Origin of the sequence: Dokdonia sp. Asnod1-B02 (assembly GCF_045063955.1) — a bacterium.
Classification (GTDB): Bacteria; Bacteroidota; Bacteroidia; order Flavobacteriales; family Flavobacteriaceae; genus Dokdonia.
On the sequence record NZ_JBEFNW010000002.1, the window covers coordinates 2,666,542 to 2,684,338 of the forward strand.

Here is a 17,797-nt window from a genome sequence, read left to right on the forward strand (position 1 = left end):
AGAATATTAAGTAAATAAGAAGAGCGCATTTATATAAATGCGCTCTTTCGTATAAAATTCCTGTGAGTTTATTTATAAACTACATTAATTAATGACCTGTTATTGCTATTCTTTTCTACTCCCAATCTGGCATAAGAGAGTTTGTAAATAGTTCATCATTGTCATCAGAATCATTCAGAAAGGCGAGATATATTGAAGGTATTGCTCCTTGGTTATTTAAAACTCTTGTCAATATAATTCTCCCTTCGTCAGGAGAGTAACTAGGAAAAAGATCATTCTCCCCTGCTATTACCTCTGTCTCTACCACTGAGGTCTCTTGAGTATTTACATTATATTCAAAAATTCGACTTGTGAAAATTCTATAATCTCCATTTTCTGAGCCTGAAACATCACGCGCATAGAGGACTTTATCCATATTTGCAGTTACATCTATTCCCGAAACTGCACCGAGTTGATTTTCTAAAACTGTGTATAATAGTTGACCTGAGCTCTGAGAAATAGCAAATACTCTAACATTGTAACCGTCAACATCATTGGTTTTTAAAATAATAGTATCGGGATTGAATGACGAAACAGCTACATCAGATATTAATGACCCATCATTCGTTTGATATATTTGAGATAACCCACTACCATCATTATTAATGGCGTATAGTTTATCAAAGTTTGGATAATAAAATTTTTGTCCATTTTCAGCCCAAGTAAATTGTATACTTTCCTGTCTAAATCCAGCAACAGGAACCGTGGAAGTGATTTGTTGTTCATTTGCTCCAGCAAGACTCATTGTAAAAATTTGATTTTCTCCTCCTATAGTTCTTAGAAATGCAATTTTACCGACGTTGTTATTTCGCTTAGGTCGAAAACTATTTTTAGATTCATCTGTAAGCTGTAGAACATTTGCATCAGTGGTTTCATTAGCCTCATCAGAATTTGCTCCAGAAAATACAACACTATTTCCGTCTATCCTTTTTATGAATAAGAAAGGGTTATTTTGCGCAGAAAATGTAGTGAAAGAACTTATTTCTGAACTTACTGATTCATTAAGTTCATCTTTTGCAGAGACTTGCCAGAAATAATTGGTCTCAAGACTCAAATTATTTACTGTATACGTAGTATCTCCTACTAATTGAAATTCTTCCATCTCATTTGTAGATCCATTTCTTAATTGAATTGTATAAGTGATTTCATCGTCCTCAGGATCTATTGAATTCCATGCAAACTCAATTTCTAGTAACTCATTTATAGCCCCATCAAGAGGACTTAGAAGAATAGGTGTACTAGGAGCTCCATTTCCTGTATTTGAGAGTACTAATTCCATAGCAACTTCAGAATTTAGTCCTTCTAAAACTTCTACCCCCTCAAACTCCGTATTATAGTTATCTAATTCGGCTTCCACTGAATATGAATTAACAAGTACATTAGAAATACTAAATTTCCCTTCCTCATTTGTGAAAACGGTATTACTAGCAGGACTAGTAGAAACCTTTACATTATTTAATGGCTCGTTTGTGTCTTCTGCTGTAACAACTCCTGAGATTGATCCGAATACATCTGCCTCTATGGTATCTTCAGAACAACCTAAGAATAATAAAACTGCAAATGCGACTATTACTAAAAAGTACTTATTCATTATTGACATCTTTAAATTCTTCAATTTTCAATTACTATTGACTCATTATCTTTCTTCTTATGGCTTTTAAAGTTTAGCCCATATCTCAAACCAAAACCAAAATTATAGTAGAAATCATTGCGCTTACCTTGATCAATAAAATCAATGTCATCGTTAAGTAATACATTATGTTCGGCAAAAGCAGTGAAGCTCAATCTAGGTGAAAATTTATATTGCAAACCTGCTCCGTATTGTAATTTTGGAAAAGTTTTACCAAGACCTAATCCATCTTGTGAAGAGTCTATTAAATCAACTGCGAGACCAGGGCCTCCAAATATATATGGACCAAAATCATCTTTCGGTAATAAAAATATTCTTGCATTTAAATCTACACTACCCATAATATTTGAGTATGCGTCACCATTATTTAATTCAAAAACACTCCCAGAAAGACCAACACTAAATTTATCTGTAACATCTTGCTCTATGGTGAGTTTTGACATAAAACCAGGTTTATTTGGAGTTAAATCGCCATCTATTAGATTCACACCCCCTTGAAGTGTAACATGAGTATCATACTCATCATTTACAAACATTCTATCATAAAGACCTGAACTTTCTTCAAGCTCCTTTTCCTTTAAATAATTTGAAATGAGTTCCTCATTTACTTCACGACCATCTTTTGCACTCCAATATTGATCAATGAGCCCCTCCATTATTAAATCGTGTACTGCCCGCTCTATTGCATCTTTTACAGCAATCTGAACAGGTTCATTTTGAGTGATTCCCGTTTCTGCCTCTAGCAATCGTTGAAACTTAACAAATCTAAAAAAGCTTGCGTCTAATGCCTGTGATAAGATTGTTTTTGAAACATAAATTGTTTTTAAAATCTCACCATTACTTGTTGATACAGCTCTTAGATAAACAGTAATTCTATCTTGTCTGTATTTAGCAGATCCACCCAACCCAAAATATCTAACGCCAAGACCTCCTGTAACTATATTAGTATCATAAGAAACAATACCCCCTTCCAGAAGCAATCCTGCATACAGTAATGGTGGTAGTGGAGGTTCATTGGGGTCTGAGTTTTTTATATATTCTTGTTTCGTGTTACGTATAATATTACGTTCTGTAGATAGATTACTTAAGTTCTCTCTTTCAATAGGTCTAAACCATCCAGAATCTTCAAGTGCTTTTATCAAAATAGTTGTTCCACCTTGAGTAACGGCCGTACTAAAAGTGCTTCCGGTTTCAATAGCTTTGAACTGGCCTGTTTGATCACTGAAATTATAAACTGCTACTTCTACAGGCAATGATGCTTCTGGAAGATCTAACAACTTTTTTGTAGTTTTAGAAAACTCCCCCACTCGAGCAGGCTGCTGGTCAAATTTCTGATTAAAATAAGCTCCACACGAAGACAATAAAAAGAAGCCAGTCACAAGTGTCAACTTTTGTAAAATTCTCATAAACATTCAGTTAATTCTAGTTAGGTACTACTATTTGCGTTTCTTCACCATTATTGGTGTCCAAAATATTTATAACTAATCCCTCAAAGGTTTCAAACACCTCTACATTGAGCGATCCAAATGTAAAAGTTCCCTCTTCAGTAATATTTAAAGCGTTTAGTTGTGCCTGGCTTAGCTGACTCTCAATAGCATTTAATAAATTCCTATTAAGCTCTCTACCAAATTGTTGTAACTCTGACAACTCCTCTTGCTCATCAACAGGTTCCGAAAGGCTATTTTGTAATGTTACAGAAGTTATAATCTGCTGATAATTAAAAGTATCTCCTCCAAAAAAAGGGCTTATAGGTTTATAAGAAAATTGTTGTGCTTTAGCGAAAGCAGAAACTCCTACTGCCATGAATAAAAAAAGTAGTATTCTCATATCAATATTGTATTTTTTGATCCTTTTGTTGTTCTAAAACTTGCAATAACTTACCTACTCTACTAATTGTAATCTGTGCCTGCTCTTCCAAAAATTTACGCTGAGGTTGAGAGAAAAATTTCCATACAATCTGATTGTTAATCTTAACTGTTATTAATGTTGTTCTTGATCTACCAGGCACTTCTTCGATGATAATATCTTTAGGTGACTTGATAGATTTATTAAAGTATAACGAGTAGAAATATTTAAAAAAATCTCTCCCCGCTTTTGTAATTGTTTTTTGGATTACTAACCCCGCTATGACAAAGCCATCTTGCGGTTTTGCTTGATCATTCGATCTAAAAAGATCCATCTTAGGTAGTTGGATATCAATTTCCGAAAGACTCCCATTTTCTAGAACTATTCGATCTTTACCTAAAGGTTTACCATCTTTATCAAAAATGAGTAATGCGAGTACTGTTTTATTTGTAACCGCATTTCCCAAAACCAACGTTTGCAATACCTTTTTCTCATACGGCTTTAAAACAAAACGTTGTTTATCACTATCCTTTTGTATAGTACCATCATCTTGTGTTTTGAAAATCAAAAATTCATATTCAAGAGGTAACTCGACAGGTGTTTTATTTTCTGCTAATGCAAAAAACTTCAAAAACTCGCTATTTCTTTCTATTCTTACTGATGCAGCTACTTCTTTATTATAATATTGCGCCTGCATCCCTAAGGATGAAAAGAAAAACAGTAACATAAGCTTCTTAAACAACTTCAAAATTATCTCTGTATTTAAACTTTTAATTATCTGGTGTTCCGTTAGTACTACTTCTAATTATTAATGATGGTGATGCTTCTGTTTGAATAAATTGTAATGATTCTGTAAGGCTATTAGAACCTAACCTTTGAAAATTGAGATTATTTCCTTGTTGCTCTAGATCTAATGAAATATTTGCTGTTCTGTCTTGAACAATATCAAATACTACATTTCTATTACCCTCCTGTTTAATATCTGTGATTACAGTTTCAACATTATAATTCAAACCCGTAAAGTTAAAGTCTCCATTTTGCTCTATATTTACTTCACTTGCTCTACTTTTTACATTTAATAACGCAGCATTAAAGTCTCCTATTTGCGTAATAAAAACACTATTTCCCTGAATTGTAGCATTCCTAGTATTCTTTGCAGTACCTATTCCAAAATCACCAAGAGCAGCTTTTGTTACAATATCTTTCTCTACAAGTTCTACGTTTGTGAGTTTAGTAGTTCCTTCAATATCCTCATTATAGGTTTGTGCATTTACAGAAATCGTCGTAAAAAAAAACACAAAACACATTATATATAATTTCATAATACTATCATATTAAGTTAATTCAGATAAAATATTTAAAAAAACAGTGGACATACTTGATATCAAGTATGTCCAAGTTTTTATTAATTTAGATGTAAATCATTATTTTGTAATAAAAATGACCCAATCTAAAATTCAATCAATTGATTTATAGACCTGAACCAGATCTAGCTCTTGCTGGAGCAGCCATAGCAGCTCTTGTAACCATATTAGCAGTTTGAGAAGTTCCTATAGCAGGTAAGATTCCTGAGAAACCTGTAGTTTGGAAAACATCAAGTGTATTTCCTCCATCAGGAAGTCCTCCTGGTACATTTTGCTCAGCTTTCCAGCTTTGTCCTATGTCTCCATCTTGACGAACAACGATAGTGTTCATATCTCCTCTTTGTGCAGTTTCTAAAGCGTTAAAATCTCCTGTTTGAAGTGCATCAACAACGTGATCTTTTCCTCTTTGAGTAGAAATAGCGTAGTTGTTTGTTCCTTGCTGATCGATTGTGATATCGTTACGACGGCCATTTTGACCAGTCGCTACATAGTTATCGTCTCCAGTTTGGTTTTGAACTACAGAGTTACCACGACCTGTTGGTGATCCAAAAATGTTTTGAAATACATAAGCTTCGTTCCCTACTCCGTCTTGATTTTGCTCAGAATAATCTCCGTTAGTATCACTAGTACCATCCCCAAATTGATGAGTCTCAGCTAAATTGCTATTTCCTTCTTGTACTTGGATAGCTTTACTCCAACTTGAAACTTGACTTTCAATACCGTTAGAGATATCGTCTACACCGTTTACAGCAGTAAACTGAGCTGCAGTGTTAGCATCATCTAAAAGGATATTACTACCTTGATTAACTAATGCCTCATTTCCTAAAACGTTATCATCCGTAGTCTGAGTTTGATTTGACATGTTGTTATTACCTTCTTGGAAAAGTCTTGCATAATTACGTCCAGAAGTACCGTCAGAAAGTTGATTAATAGTTCCTTGATTATCCACACCTACTTGCTCAGAGAGCGCTTCTTGACCTAAGCTGTTTTCTGGATCTGCTTGTTGCTTAATTTCAACCGCATTGTTTGTACCACTTTGTAGCGCTAATGCATCACTGTTATCCCAAGTTTGTAAAATTCTAGCAGAGTTATCATTACCTCTTTGATCTACACCTGCATAATTGTTTTCTGCATTTTGAGCAGTACCTTGTTGAATATCTGCAGAGTTTCCTGTTGTTCCTGCTACCGAGTTTTCTTGATATACTTGAGCATCATTAAAATCTCCTTGTTGCTCAATGCGGGTATCATTCTGATCACCCACTTGATTTGCTTGTGCATCATTATCAATGGCGCTTATGAAGAAACCTCCGTTGTTAGTGTTACCTGTTTGACGCATAGAAACAAGGTTTCCATCACCGTCTTGAGTTGCATACATAGAGTTTAAATCACCAGCCTGACGAGCTCGTACCAAGTTATTATTGCCGTTTTGTGTAGAATAACCAGTATTAGGTCCTATTCCAAAAGCTTGTGGTAATGCGTCGGCAGTTTCAATAGTTGCCGAACTAGTTAATGGAAAACCTGCCGTTACTAGTACTGGAGTGTCCTGGAAATTTGCCTCAGTCGCCTCTGTGGTTGTCTGCCCCAAAGCAACTGCTCCGATCATAAGTGCCGCGGCACTAAAAATTACTTTTTTCATAATAATTGAGTTTAAGTTAATAATATATAAATGGTTAATAAATACATATTTATAAGACACAACAAATCATCGTCATTGTCATCGCAATTGCGTCTTTTAATCTATTATTACGGGGGAGTAAGTATTACAAAGGGGGAAGATAGTGGCTGTAATACGAGTACTAAATTAGGGAAATCTATCTCTCTTCCAAGAAGTTACCAGCTGTTTTCGATGAAACGTTATGGTATTTTTAACATTTTTCGGTTAGCACTAGTGTTTACAGTGGCTAAGCACGCAGGGGTAAACACCCCTTTATAGGTGCGGCTATATTAGAATCAGATTTTTCTTACGAGTACGCTGACTATAAGAAACTTACAGTCGTCTTTTACTTGTACATTATAAAGCCTTGTGGCTTAAATCAAAAACATAACTTAATTTACAAAGAGTAATTCTCTATATTTTGGTAACGGCCATAACTCATCTTCTACTAAAAGTTCTAATTTATCACAATCTCTTCTTATCTGCTCAAAAAATGGCTTCACTTTCGCGGCATAATTACCTGCCTTGTCTTTAAGGTCAAGTGCATTTGCTTCCTTACGAGCATTTATCATTTCTGTTATGAGACTATTAATACTAGCGGTATATTCTGAGATTGATTTTATAATGGTTGTTTGCGCTTTCGCGAAAGCGGTAAAATCTTCACCATATATTTCTTTCAAGCCTCTTACATTGTCTATCAATACATTTTGATATCTCAAAGCTGTTGGGATAATATGATTACGAGCCACATCACCTAACACACGGCTTTCTATCTGTATGCGTTTTACATACTCCTCTAGTTCGATCTCGTAACGCGCTTGAATCTCAACATTGTTCATAATACCTAAAGACTCAAATAATGCTACCGTACTTTTACTTATACGAGCTTCAAGAGCAGAAACTGTGGTCTTATTATTACTAAGTTTGCGCTTTTTTGCTTCTTTTTCCCAAGAAGCTCCATAGCCATCTCCTTCAAATCTTATTTTCTTGCTGTCCTTTATATACTCTCTAAGGATATTAAAGATAGCATCGTCCTTTTTCATGTCCTTATTATCTATAAGAGCATCTACCTCCTTCTTAAAAGCAATAAGCTGCTGCGCCACGATTGCGTTAAGAACCGTCATAGGGTTTGCACAGTTTGCAGTAGCACCTACGGCTCTAAACTCAAATTTATTACCTGTAAATGCAAAAGGTGAGGTACGATTGCGATCTGTATTATCAAGTAAAATCTCTGGAATCTTACCTATTACATTGAGTTTAAGATCGGTTTTTTCTTGTGGAGATAATTTTCCATCTGTTACTTTTTCTAATTCGTCCAGTACCTGAGTAAGCTGCGAACCTATAAAGACAGAGATAATCGCTGGTGGTGCTTCATTTGCACCAAGGCGGTAATCATTACCCGCACTAGCAATAGAAGCTCTAAGCAAAGCTTCATGTTCATGAACCGCTTTAATAGTATTTACAAAAAAGGTGAGGAATTGTAAATTTTTCATCGGAGTACTTCCTGGGCTTAGTAGGTTTACTCCAGTATCTGTAGCTAGTGACCAGTTATTATGTTTTCCGCTACCGTTTATATTCTCAAATGGTTTCTCATGAAAGAGTACCTTAAATTGATGACGTTGCGCTACTTTTTGCATTACATCCATGAGTAATGCATTATGATCTACCGCTAGATTTGCTTCTTCAAAAATAGGAGCCATCTCAAACTGATTAGGCGCTACTTCATTGTGTCTTGTCTTTAAAGGGATACCTAGTAACAAGCATTCTTGCTCTAACTCCTTTAAATATGCCAGCACTCTGATAGGAATAGATCCAAAGTAATGGTCATCTAATTGCTGTCCTTTTGCAGCTGCATGACCTAGAAGCGTTCTTCCTGTAAGCATCAAGTCCGGTCTCGCAGCTGCTAGCGATGCATCTATGAGGAAAAATTCTTGCTCCCACCCTAAGGTAGCTGTTACTTTATTTACATTTTTATTAAAATACTGAGCTACTGCTGTGGCAGCTTGATCAATAGTATTAAGGGCTTTTAATAAAGGCGTCTTATAATCAAGTGCTTCTCCTGTGTATGCCACAAATACTGTGGGTATACAAAGTGTATTATCGTAAATAAATGCTGGAGAAGTAGGATCCCAAGCGGTATATCCTCTTGCTTCAAAAGTGTTGCGTATTCCTCCATTAGGAAAACTACTTGCATCTGGCTCTTGCTGTGCTAGCTGCCCACCGTCAAATTTATCAATAACATGACCATCTGTTGTAATTTCGAAAAAAGCATCATGCTTCTCTGCCGTGGCACCTGTGAGCGGTTGAAACCAATGCGTGTAATGAGTAGCTCCTTTATCAAGTGCCCAAGATTTCATTCCTGTAGCAATGGCATCTGCGGTGATGCGATCTATATTATCTCCTTTTCGTATCGCTGTCTGCACACTGTCTATGGTAGATTTAGACAAGAATTGACGCATAGCTTGCTCTCCAAATACGTTAGACTTAAATAATGAAGACGGTCTTCCTAAGGATTCAAAAGTTACGGCTGGTCTATGCTGCACATCATGCAAAGCTTTAAAACGAATTTTTGACATAATTGATCTTACATTATTACGGTAACAATATTTTCTACCAAACTAGAGACGAACTATTGTAACGCAATGATTATTAATATTTTATAAGATGTTCATTCATAGCTCTTGCTAAAAACCCAATAACACCCCTAAACTAGGGCACAAATATAAGGGAAATATAAAAATTATAGCCAAATATTACATACCCCCTAAAATTTGAGGGGTTGTTCATAAAAATCAATATTTTTTAATAACTAAGCCCTAAAATACCAATTGCCTTTTAAAATTATTTTATATTTGTCTTCGTTAACTAAAACATTAAATGCTATTATGAGTAAGTCAAAACTAGAATACATTTGGTTAGACGGGTACACACCCACACAAAATATGAGAAGCAAGACTAAAGTTGTAAACGACTTTAGCGGAAAATTAGAAGACTGCCCTATATGGTCTTTTGATGGGTCTTCTACTAAGCAAGCATCTGGAGGAGCTTCAGACTGTCTTCTAAAGCCAGTAGCTATCTACCCAGATCCACAACGTACTGATGGATTCTTAGTAATGACAGAAGTGCTAAGTGCAGATGGTACACCACATGCATCAAACCACAGAGCAAAAATAGATGATGATGATAATGATTTCTGGTTCGGTTTTGAGCAAGAATACTTTATCATGGACAGAGAAACTCAACTGCCTTTAGGTTTCCCAATAGGTGGATACCCAGGACCACAAGGAATGTATTACTGTTCTGTAGGAGGTCGCCATACACACGGTCGTGATTTTGTAGAAGAGCACGCAGATCTTTGTATCGAGGCTGGTCTTAACTTTGAAGGAATTAACCAAGAGGTTGCTTCTGGACAATGGGAATACCAACTATTTGCAAAAGGTGCAAAAAAAGCTGGAGATGAGATCTGGGTATCACGTTACCTTCTAGATCGTCTTACTGAGCAGTACGGATGGTACATTGAGTATCACCCTAAACCAGTAAAAGGAGATTGGAATGGATCTGGTATGCACGCAAACTTCTCAAACACAATATTGAGAACTTGTGGGTCTGAGGAAACTTACAATAAAATTTGTGAAGCGTTCCGTCCAGTGACTAAAGAGCACATTAAAGCATATGGAGCTCACAATGAAGAGCGCCTTACAGGAGATCACGAGACTGCTTCTATTACAGATTTCTCTTATGGAGTATCAGATCGCGGAGCATCATTACGTATTCCTATTATCACTGTAGAGCAAGGATGGAAAGGATGGTTAGAAGATCGTCGTCCAGCTTCAAACGCAGATCCATATCGCGTAGCAGGTCGTATTATCGAGACTGTAAAAACTGCAAAGGTTTAATTCTGATTTATATATAAATGTAAAAATGCTCAACTTAGGTTGAGCATTTTTTTTGTGTTACGCTTTCGCGAAAGCGTACTTAAAATCATATATAAACATCCAGATAGACGACTAGAATATTGAGAACCTAATCATATTCTAAAAAAGGCATTAACTATGCTGCAAATGCAAGCGCTATAAACAATATGTAAGCTCCTACAAGCACTAAACCTTTAATTCTCCCTATCTGTAGTTTTGCAGGTATAAATGCAAGTGGCAATAAGATGGCTGCAAAACCTATCATCCAGTAAATATTAGTGCCTAAAATAGCATCATCTACAACGTTAATATCCTTAATAAGCGATGTTATCCCAAGTACTGAGGCAATATTAAAAATATTAGACCCTATCAAGTTTCCTAAAGAAATAGCTTTTTCTTTCTTTAATGCCGCAATTACAGATGCCGCAAGTTCTGGAACACTAGTACCTATTGCGATAACGGTAACAGAAATAGCATACTCGCTTATACCAACAGCCGTTGCAAGCTCTTTTGCTCCAGAGACAAGCCACTCAGAACCAAAATATAATGCCGCACCACCTATAAGAAGCCAGAGGATTATTTTAAAATAAGATGCTTGCCCTAAACCCTCGTCTACGCCATCACTTTCTTCTAGGGCTGCACTTTTTCTAGCTCTACGCAATAAGAAATATAAATAAACACCAAGTGCTGCAAGTAGTCCTCCACCTTCGGTAGCGGTGAGTTTTCCATCATTTGAGAGTAAGAAAAACAAGGCTACAGAAAAGAACATCATAACTGGCCAGTTAAAACGGTAAAAATCACGATCTATCGCAAGTGCCGAAATCACTGCAGTGATACCTAAAACGAGACCTATGTTTGCAATATTAGACCCAATTACATTACCTAGCGCAATATCAGAACTACCGTCTAATGCTGCTTGAACACTCACCAACAATTCCGGTGCAGAGGTTGCAAATGATACAACTGTGAGACCTATCACCATCTTAGAAAGATTAAGTTTAAATGACAATCCTACAGATGCCCTTACTAAGAACTCACCTCCTACTACTAGTAATACTAAGCCCGCTAGGATATAAAAAATACTCATAAATTCTAATTTTAAAGGCGAAGATAAGAATTAACAATCATGTGTACTGAGAATAAACAAGAGGCGATAGTGGTAATGTTAGTACGCTTTCGCGAAAGCGTTATAAAAAAATAAACTCCATATATCTTAAAAAGACATCGTTACATAAATCCTCACAAGATGTTGTTATTATATATTGTTCATTTATGAGAAAATGGTACATTTAAGATATCATATGGAATTAACGACAGAATTTATAGAGGCAGAGAATAAGGAGCTGACAAGACAGTACAAAAAACTGCTGCGCATAAGCTATCAAACCTTATCAGAGGATGATAAAAAAATGATTCGTAAAGCATTTGACGTAGCTGTAGATGCTCACAAATCACAACGTCGAAAATCTGGTGAAGCATACATCTTTCATCCAGTTGCCGTGGCACAGATTGTTGCTAGCGAGATAGGCCTTGACGCTACATCAATTGCTAGTGCATTGCTTCATGATGTGGTAGAGGATACAGATTACACTTTATCTGATCTTGAGCAAATGTTTGGAGAGACTGTCGCTCGTATTGTAGATGGCCTTACTAAAATATCCAGCTTAAAAAAGGATAGGGATGTGTCTTTACAAGCAGAGAATTTTAGAAAAATGCTGCTTACTATTAATGATGATCCACGGGTAATCATAATAAAAATAGCAGACCGCCTCCATAATATGCAGACCATGGATTCCATGCGTCCAGATAAGCAATCAAAAATCGCAAGTGAGACTCTTTATATATATGCACCTCTGGCTCATAGAATGGGGTTATATAATATAAAGACAGAACTTGAAGATTTAAGTTTAAAATATACCGAACCAGAAGTTTACAAAGATCTTTCTGGTAAAATCACAGAGAGCAAAGCACAACAAGACGACTACATTAAGGAATTTAAAAAAGTTATAGAAGACTCTCTAGACGAAGAAGGACTAAATTATCAAATCAAAGGACGCCCAAAATCGATATACAGTATAAGGCGTAAGATTCTTGCGCAAGGAGTCACTTTTGAAGAGGTGTATGACAAGTTTGCGATACGTATCATCTATAAGAGTGATAAGGCTAATGAAAAATTCTTAGCCTGGAAAATATATTCTATCGTTACAGACCACTTTAGACCTAACCCTACTCGACTTAGAGACTGGATTTCCTCTCCTAAAACCACGGGATACGAGGCACTTCACATTACCGTAATGGGGCTTAAAGGACGATGGGTAGAAGTACAGATTCGTTCTGAACGAATGAACGAAATAGCTGAAAAGGGATATGCAGCGCACTTCAAGTATAAACAAGGTAACGACGGAGATTCTACACTAGACGACTGGATTAATAAACTGCAAGAAGCGCTAGAAAATCCTGATCAAAACGCTGTGGATTTTGTTGAGAATTTCAAACTCAATCTATACAATAAGGAAATCTTTGTATTTACCCCTCAAGGAGAACTCAAGTCTCTTCCTAAAGGGGCAACTCCGCTAGATTTTGCCTTTAGTGTGCATACAGAAATAGGGCTTCACACTCGCGGGTCAAGAGTAAATGGTAGACTTGTGCCGCTAAGTCATGAACTTAAAAGTGGTGATCAGGTAGAAATCATCACATCAGAATCTGCGCATCCTACAAATAACTGGCTTGACTATGCCACAACAGCAAGAGCGCGAGCAAAGATAAAATCATCTCTCAAAGATGAAAAGAAAGAACTTGCAGATGATGGAAAGGCTATCTTGAATCGTAAACTTAAATCTCAAAAAATACCTCTTAACGAGAAAACTATAAACGAACTAGTCTCGTACTTCAAGTTAAACACTAGTCTTGATTTATTTTATCGCATAGGTAACGGAACCATAGACAACAAAATGATAAAAGAGTTTGCCGCACAACGCAGTAATGCTTTAATGTCATTTATAAAAAGTAAAATACGCAAGCCTAATAGTCCGCCAGATGTTCATAAAGATGAGATCACCAATAATTATGACTCATTAGTTTTTGGCCCAGAAGATCAAAAACTCGATTATTCATTTGCAAAGTGTTGTAGCCCTATACCTGGCGATCCAGTTTTTGGGTTTACCACTATAAACGACGGCATTAAGGTGCATAAAAATAATTGCCCTAATGCAATCTCGATGAGAAGTAATTATGCCTATAGAATTATTAAGGCGAAGTGGGTAGACTCATCAGACACTGGTTATCAAACAGACATTATACTTACAGGTATTGATAACTTAGGACTTGTAAATACAGTAACGGCAGAGATTTCAAAGCACCAGCACGTAGAAATAAAGGGTATAAATTTCACCACCCAAGGAGGTGTTTTTAAAGGAAAAATAACGGTACTAGTGAGAAACAATGAATTGTTGAAAACCTTGATAGAAAATCTTAAAAAAATAGACGGTATCGACCAAGTGACTCGAGTATAAATCCGTAAATTCGTCCTTTACTAAAAACGATGCCACTAAAAGCTACTATTAATAAGGATCAAGACGTTGTAAAAGGCGTTTTTACAGCCTATCTAGAAGAAAAAGGTCACCGCAAAACACCTGAACGTTTTGCAATCTTGCAAGAGATATACAGCAATGAAGAGCACTTTGATATCGAGACGCTCTACATTAGTATGAAAAACAAGAACTATAGGGTGAGCCGTGCGACATTATACAACACCATAGAACTTTTACTAGAATGCGGGCTCGTACGCAAACATCAGTTTGGCAATAATCAAGCGCAGTATGAAAAGTCATACTTTGATAAGCAACACGATCACGTTATACTTACAGATACAGGAGAAGTAATAGAATTTTGCGATCCTCGTATACAGTCTATTAAAAAAACCATAGAAGAGGTTTTTGATATCACTATAGACAAGCATTCACTTTATTTTTACGGAAAGAAAAACACGACTAATTAACATAACAATGGCTGTAGATTTACTACTGGGCCTCCAATGGGGCGACGAAGGAAAAGGAAAAATTGTAGACGTTCTTACGAAGGACTACGATATTATTGCACGTTTTCAAGGAGGACCTAATGCAGGTCACACTCTTGAATTTGACGGTATAAAGCACGTATTACATACGATTCCTTCTGGAATTTTTCATGACAATGCTATGAATGTCATAGGTAATGGCGTTGTGATAGATCCTGTGATTTTTAAGAAAGAACTTCAAAATCTTGATAAGTTTGAAGGACTAGATTATAAAGCAAAAATGGTGATCTCTCGTAAAGCACACCTTATACTTCCTACACACCGCTTACTAGATGCAGCTTCTGAAGCTTCAAAAGGAAAGGCAAAAATAGGTTCTACTCTTAAGGGAATAGGTCCTACTTATATGGATAAAACTGGTCGTAACGGTATACGTGTAGGAGACCTAGAACTTGCAGACTGGAAAGAGCGTTATGCTACGTTAAGAGACAAGCATATCTCAATGATTGATTTTTATGATGCAAAAATTGATTACGATCTAGACGAACTAGAAACGGAATTCTTTGCTGCTATAAAAACACTTAAGACGCTCAAGTTTATAGACTCAGAAGAGTATTTATACCAAGCACAAAAATCTGGCAAGTCTATACTTGCAGAGGGTGCTCAAGGGTCACTACTTGATATTGACTTTGGTACTTATCCTTATGTGACTTCTTCAAACACGACAGCAGCAGGAGCTTGTACAGGTCTTGGTGTTGCTCCTAATCAAATAGGCGAAGTATTTGGAATCTTTAAGGCTTACACCACTCGTGTAGGTTCTGGACCATTCCCTACAGAGCTTTTTGACGAAGATGGTGAGACTATGGGACGCGTAGGTAATGAATTTGGCGCTACTACTGGCCGTGCACGTCGTTGTGGATGGTTAGATCTTGTAGCTCTTAAATATGCCGTGCGTGTAAACGGAGTTACTCAACTTATGATGATGAAAGGTGATGTACTTTCTGGATTTAAAACCTTGAAAGTATGTACTGCATATAAATATAAAGGAGAGACTATCGAGCACCTTCCTTACAATATCGAACCAGAAAATGTTGAAGTAGTCTATAAAGAAATGGCTGGATGGTCTGAAGATCTAACAGGCATGACTACTGCAGACCAACTTCCTAAGGCTCTTAATGATTACATAGATTATCTTGAGAAAGAACTTGAGACACCTATTAAAATAGTTTCTGTAGGACCAGATCGTACACAAACGATACTTAGATAAGCTTACAAAAATTCAAATTATAAAAAAGCCTTCAGATTCATATCTGGAGGCTTTTTATGTACACTTATCTCAAATAAACTACGTTAAAAGAATACCCTAATGTAGATACAAGGCGGTATCACCTCCTTTTTGATAAACTGTTATCGATTTCGGCAGGCAATTTGATTATTTTTGACACTGATGAAAAATTACTTTTACATTTTACTTACTGGGATGTTTTTATGTTCTGCTTTCGCGAAAGCGCAACAAAACCAACCTAAAGAAATCCTCATAGAATCTGACATTGAACGCATCAATGAAGAAGAATTTCCTGGCGCAATTATTTTTCAGAAATCAAATAAGCAAGTATACATACAACACGAAGGTGCCGAAATGTGGTGCGATCTTGCTTTTTATTATAAAGATGAGAACTTTGTAAAAGCATACAGAAACGTACGCCTAAAGCAAGGTGACTCTATCTCGATGCGTGGTAGATATATAGAATATAATGGTGATACTAAGTTTGCTTATGCAGCAGGTGATGTCTTCTTAAAGAAAGATACTACAACAGTAACCACAGACACCATGTACTTTAATCGCATAAGCCAGCAAGCGTACTATCGCACAGGAGGAGTTGTCACATCACCTAATAGCAAAATAACTAGCCGCGTAGGTCGCTACTATATAGAGCAGGATAAAATCTCTTTCATTAATGATGTTGTGGTTACAAATACTGAGTACGTAATTAACAGTGAGCAACTAGACTTTTATAGCGTCCCAGAACATGCTTATTTGTATGGACCTACTACAATCACGAGTTCAACATCTAAGGTATATTGTGAGCGCGGGTTTTATGATACTGCAAATGATTATGGTTATTTTGTAAAGAACTCGAGAATAGATTACGACAATAGGCAAGTATATGGAGATAGCCTCTATTTTGACAGAAATAGAAACTTTGCAAGCGCGACTAACAATATCAAAGTTCTTGACACCTTAAACAGAAGCCTTGTAAAAGGACATTATGCAGAAGTGTACAGAGCAAAGGATTCTGTTTTAATCACACAACGAGCAGTTGCTATCACAGTAGAAGATAATGACTCTGTGTACGTACATGGCGACAGACTTTTACTTACTGGAAAGCCGGAGAACCGAATTATAAGAGCTTTTAAGAACGTAAAACTTTATAAGAGTAATATGAGTGGTAAAAGCGACTCCCTGCATAGTAACCAGCGCACAGGACTTACTCAAATGATAGGAAAGCCTATATTATGGAGTGAGAAAAGCCAAATTACAGGAGATAGCATTCACCTTCTCAATAATCTAGAAACAGAAAAAATAGATTCTCTAAAGGTTTTTGATAATGCGTTTATCGCTCAGAAAGACACGATTTCTGGATTTAACCAAGTCAAAGGACAAAAACTATATGGCTTTTTTGATGATGAAAATCAGCTTAAGCAGGTAGATATTATAAACAACGCAGAGACAATAATGTATATGCGTGAAGAAAACGGTGACCTTACAGGCATAGATAGAGGAACCTCTGCTCGTATAGAAATTACTTTTTTTGAAAATACGATAGACGAGATTAATAAACTTAAAAGCCCGGGAGGAACCATTTTTCCCGAATCACAATTTAAGAATGAACCACAAACTTTTGAGGGCTTTAACTGGAGAGGTGATGAAGAGTTGTTGAGCAAGGAGGATATTTTTAAAGGAGAAGCTCCGTTTGAGCTTACTAAAATTCAAGGAATACCCCTACCCGAAATTGATGCTGGTTTCTTTTCAACTACTGATGACCCAACAATCAAACCGCTATCTGAAAGCTCAGATATAAAAGAAGGAACTCTAGAAAATCGAGAAGAAAATAAGCCAAAATATGGACAAGAAAATCTAGATGAAAAGAGCAAACTTGAGAAAGAAGCTTTATTAGAGCGTAACCAAAACACCTCTACACAACGCACTCAAAATCCAACCTTGATGAACACACCAAGACTATTAAAATCCGTTAAAAAAGACGGGAATTAACAGGCAATATTTGAAGTGAAATTCTCCTAAGGGAAACTAACAAGAATATGACATTCTTACAAAAA

The 17,797-nt window shown here is 36.3% G+C and carries 13 protein-coding genes; 5 read left to right on the top strand and 8 right to left on the bottom strand.

The annotated features are described in order from the left end of the window. Nucleotides 1-115 precede the first annotated feature (115 nt). The 7 genes from ACJJVU_RS12020 to ACJJVU_RS12050 all read right to left on the bottom strand — a co-directional run bounded on the left by ACJJVU_RS12020 (nt 116) and on the right by ACJJVU_RS12050 (nt 9,108). Nucleotides 116-1,630 (bottom strand): carboxypeptidase regulatory-like domain-containing protein, encoded by a 1,515-nt coding sequence (locus ACJJVU_RS12020; protein ID WP_405225769.1) that lies wholly within the window; start codon nt 1,628-1,630, stop codon nt 116-118. A 20-nt stretch (nt 1,631-1,650) separates the two neighbouring features. Further along, nucleotides 1,651-3,075 (bottom strand): CsgG/HfaB family protein, encoded by a 1,425-nt coding sequence (locus ACJJVU_RS12025; RefSeq protein WP_405225772.1) that lies wholly within the window; start codon nt 3,073-3,075, stop codon nt 1,651-1,653. A 16-nt stretch (nt 3,076-3,091) separates the two neighbouring features. Then, entirely contained in the window at nt 3,092-3,496 is a 405-nt protein-coding gene (locus tag ACJJVU_RS12030; RefSeq protein ID WP_298325611.1) for a curli assembly protein CsgF, read from the bottom strand. 1 nt (nt 3,497) lies between these two features. Next, nucleotides 3,498-4,241, bottom strand: coding sequence for a CsgE family curli-type amyloid fiber assembly protein (locus tag ACJJVU_RS12035; RefSeq protein ID WP_405225775.1), 744 nt, complete (start codon nt 4,239-4,241; stop codon nt 3,498-3,500). 43 nt (nt 4,242-4,284) lie between these two features. Beyond that, the gene (locus ACJJVU_RS12040) at nt 4,285-4,836 is read right to left on the bottom strand and encodes a hypothetical protein (RefSeq protein WP_405225778.1); all 552 of its coding nucleotides are present in this window, start codon (nt 4,834-4,836) and stop codon (nt 4,285-4,287) included. Nucleotides 4,837-4,984: 148 nt separating this feature from the next. Next, nucleotides 4,985-6,514, bottom strand: coding sequence for a hypothetical protein (locus tag ACJJVU_RS12045; protein ID WP_298325619.1), 1,530 nt, complete (start codon nt 6,512-6,514; stop codon nt 4,985-4,987). Between the two features lie 410 nt (nt 6,515-6,924). Beyond that, nucleotides 6,925-9,108 carry a glutamine synthetase III gene (locus ACJJVU_RS12050; protein WP_405225781.1) on the bottom strand — a complete coding sequence of 728 codons (2,184 nt, stop codon included), beginning with the start codon at nt 9,106-9,108 and terminating at the stop codon, nt 6,925-6,927. A gap of 309 nt (nt 9,109-9,417) precedes the next feature. On the opposite strand from ACJJVU_RS12050, the gene ACJJVU_RS12055 reads away from it, so the two are divergent. Then, nucleotides 9,418-10,428 (top strand): glutamine synthetase beta-grasp domain-containing protein, encoded by a 1,011-nt coding sequence (locus ACJJVU_RS12055; RefSeq protein ID WP_405225784.1) that lies wholly within the window; start codon nt 9,418-9,420, stop codon nt 10,426-10,428. Nucleotides 10,429-10,582: 154 nt separating this feature from the next. Here ACJJVU_RS12055 and ACJJVU_RS12060 read toward each other — a convergent pair whose 3' ends face one another. Continuing rightward, entirely contained in the window at nt 10,583-11,533 is a 951-nt protein-coding gene (locus ACJJVU_RS12060) for a calcium/sodium antiporter (RefSeq protein ID WP_405225787.1), read from the bottom strand. A gap of 214 nt (nt 11,534-11,747) precedes the next feature. Here ACJJVU_RS12060 and ACJJVU_RS12065 point away from each other — a divergent pair, with 214 nt between their 5' ends. The 4 genes from ACJJVU_RS12065 to ACJJVU_RS12080 all read left to right on the top strand — a co-directional run bounded on the left by ACJJVU_RS12065 (nt 11,748) and on the right by ACJJVU_RS12080 (nt 17,732). Further along, nucleotides 11,748-13,958, top strand: a complete 2,211-nt coding sequence (locus tag ACJJVU_RS12065; RefSeq protein ID WP_405225790.1) for a RelA/SpoT family protein — start codon at nt 11,748-11,750, stop codon at nt 13,956-13,958. Between the two features lie 29 nt (nt 13,959-13,987). After that, nucleotides 13,988-14,443 carry a Fur family transcriptional regulator gene (locus tag ACJJVU_RS12070; protein WP_035333992.1) on the top strand — a complete coding sequence of 152 codons (456 nt, stop codon included), beginning with the start codon at nt 13,988-13,990 and terminating at the stop codon, nt 14,441-14,443. A 7-nt stretch (nt 14,444-14,450) separates the two neighbouring features. Next, nucleotides 14,451-15,725, top strand: coding sequence for an adenylosuccinate synthase (locus ACJJVU_RS12075; RefSeq protein WP_013749650.1), 1,275 nt, complete (start codon nt 14,451-14,453; stop codon nt 15,723-15,725). Nucleotides 15,726-15,905: 180 nt separating this feature from the next. Further along, entirely contained in the window at nt 15,906-17,732 is a 1,827-nt protein-coding gene (locus ACJJVU_RS12080) for an OstA-like protein (RefSeq protein ID WP_298325634.1), read from the top strand. Nucleotides 17,733-17,797 lie beyond the last annotated feature (65 nt).

Excerpts from the sequence above, each read along its gene's own strand:
- ACJJVU_RS12035 (WP_405225775.1), bottom strand. The coding sequence starts at position 4,241 with ATGTTACTGTTTTTCTTTTCATCCTTAGGGATGCAGGCGCAATATTAT.
- ACJJVU_RS12050 (WP_405225781.1), bottom strand. The coding sequence starts at position 9,108 with ATGTCAAAAATTCGTTTTAAAGCTTTGCATGATGTGCAGCATAGACCA.
- ACJJVU_RS12060 (WP_405225787.1), bottom strand. The coding sequence starts at position 11,533 with ATGAGTATTTTTTATATCCTAGCGGGCTTAGTATTACTAGTAGTAGGA.
- ACJJVU_RS12055 (WP_405225784.1), top strand. The coding sequence starts at position 9,418 with ATGAGTAAGTCAAAACTAGAATACATTTGGTTAGACGGGTACACACCC.
- ACJJVU_RS12040 (WP_405225778.1), bottom strand. The coding sequence starts at position 4,836 with ATGAAATTATATATAATGTGTTTTGTGTTTTTTTTTACGACGATTTCT.
- ACJJVU_RS12045 (WP_298325619.1), bottom strand. The coding sequence starts at position 6,514 with ATGAAAAAAGTAATTTTTAGTGCCGCGGCACTTATGATCGGAGCAGTT.
- ACJJVU_RS12070 (WP_035333992.1), top strand. The coding sequence starts at position 13,988 with ATGCCACTAAAAGCTACTATTAATAAGGATCAAGACGTTGTAAAAGGC.
- ACJJVU_RS12065 (WP_405225790.1), top strand. The coding sequence starts at position 11,748 with ATGGAATTAACGACAGAATTTATAGAGGCAGAGAATAAGGAGCTGACA.
- ACJJVU_RS12030 (WP_298325611.1), bottom strand. The coding sequence starts at position 3,496 with ATGAGAATACTACTTTTTTTATTCATGGCAGTAGGAGTTTCTGCTTTC.
- ACJJVU_RS12025 (WP_405225772.1), bottom strand. The coding sequence starts at position 3,075 with ATGAGAATTTTACAAAAGTTGACACTTGTGACTGGCTTCTTTTTATTG.
- ACJJVU_RS12020 (WP_405225769.1), bottom strand. The coding sequence starts at position 1,630 with ATGAATAAGTACTTTTTAGTAATAGTCGCATTTGCAGTTTTATTATTC.
- ACJJVU_RS12075 (WP_013749650.1), top strand. The coding sequence starts at position 14,451 with ATGGCTGTAGATTTACTACTGGGCCTCCAATGGGGCGACGAAGGAAAA.
- ACJJVU_RS12080 (WP_298325634.1), top strand. The coding sequence starts at position 15,906 with ATGAAAAATTACTTTTACATTTTACTTACTGGGATGTTTTTATGTTCT.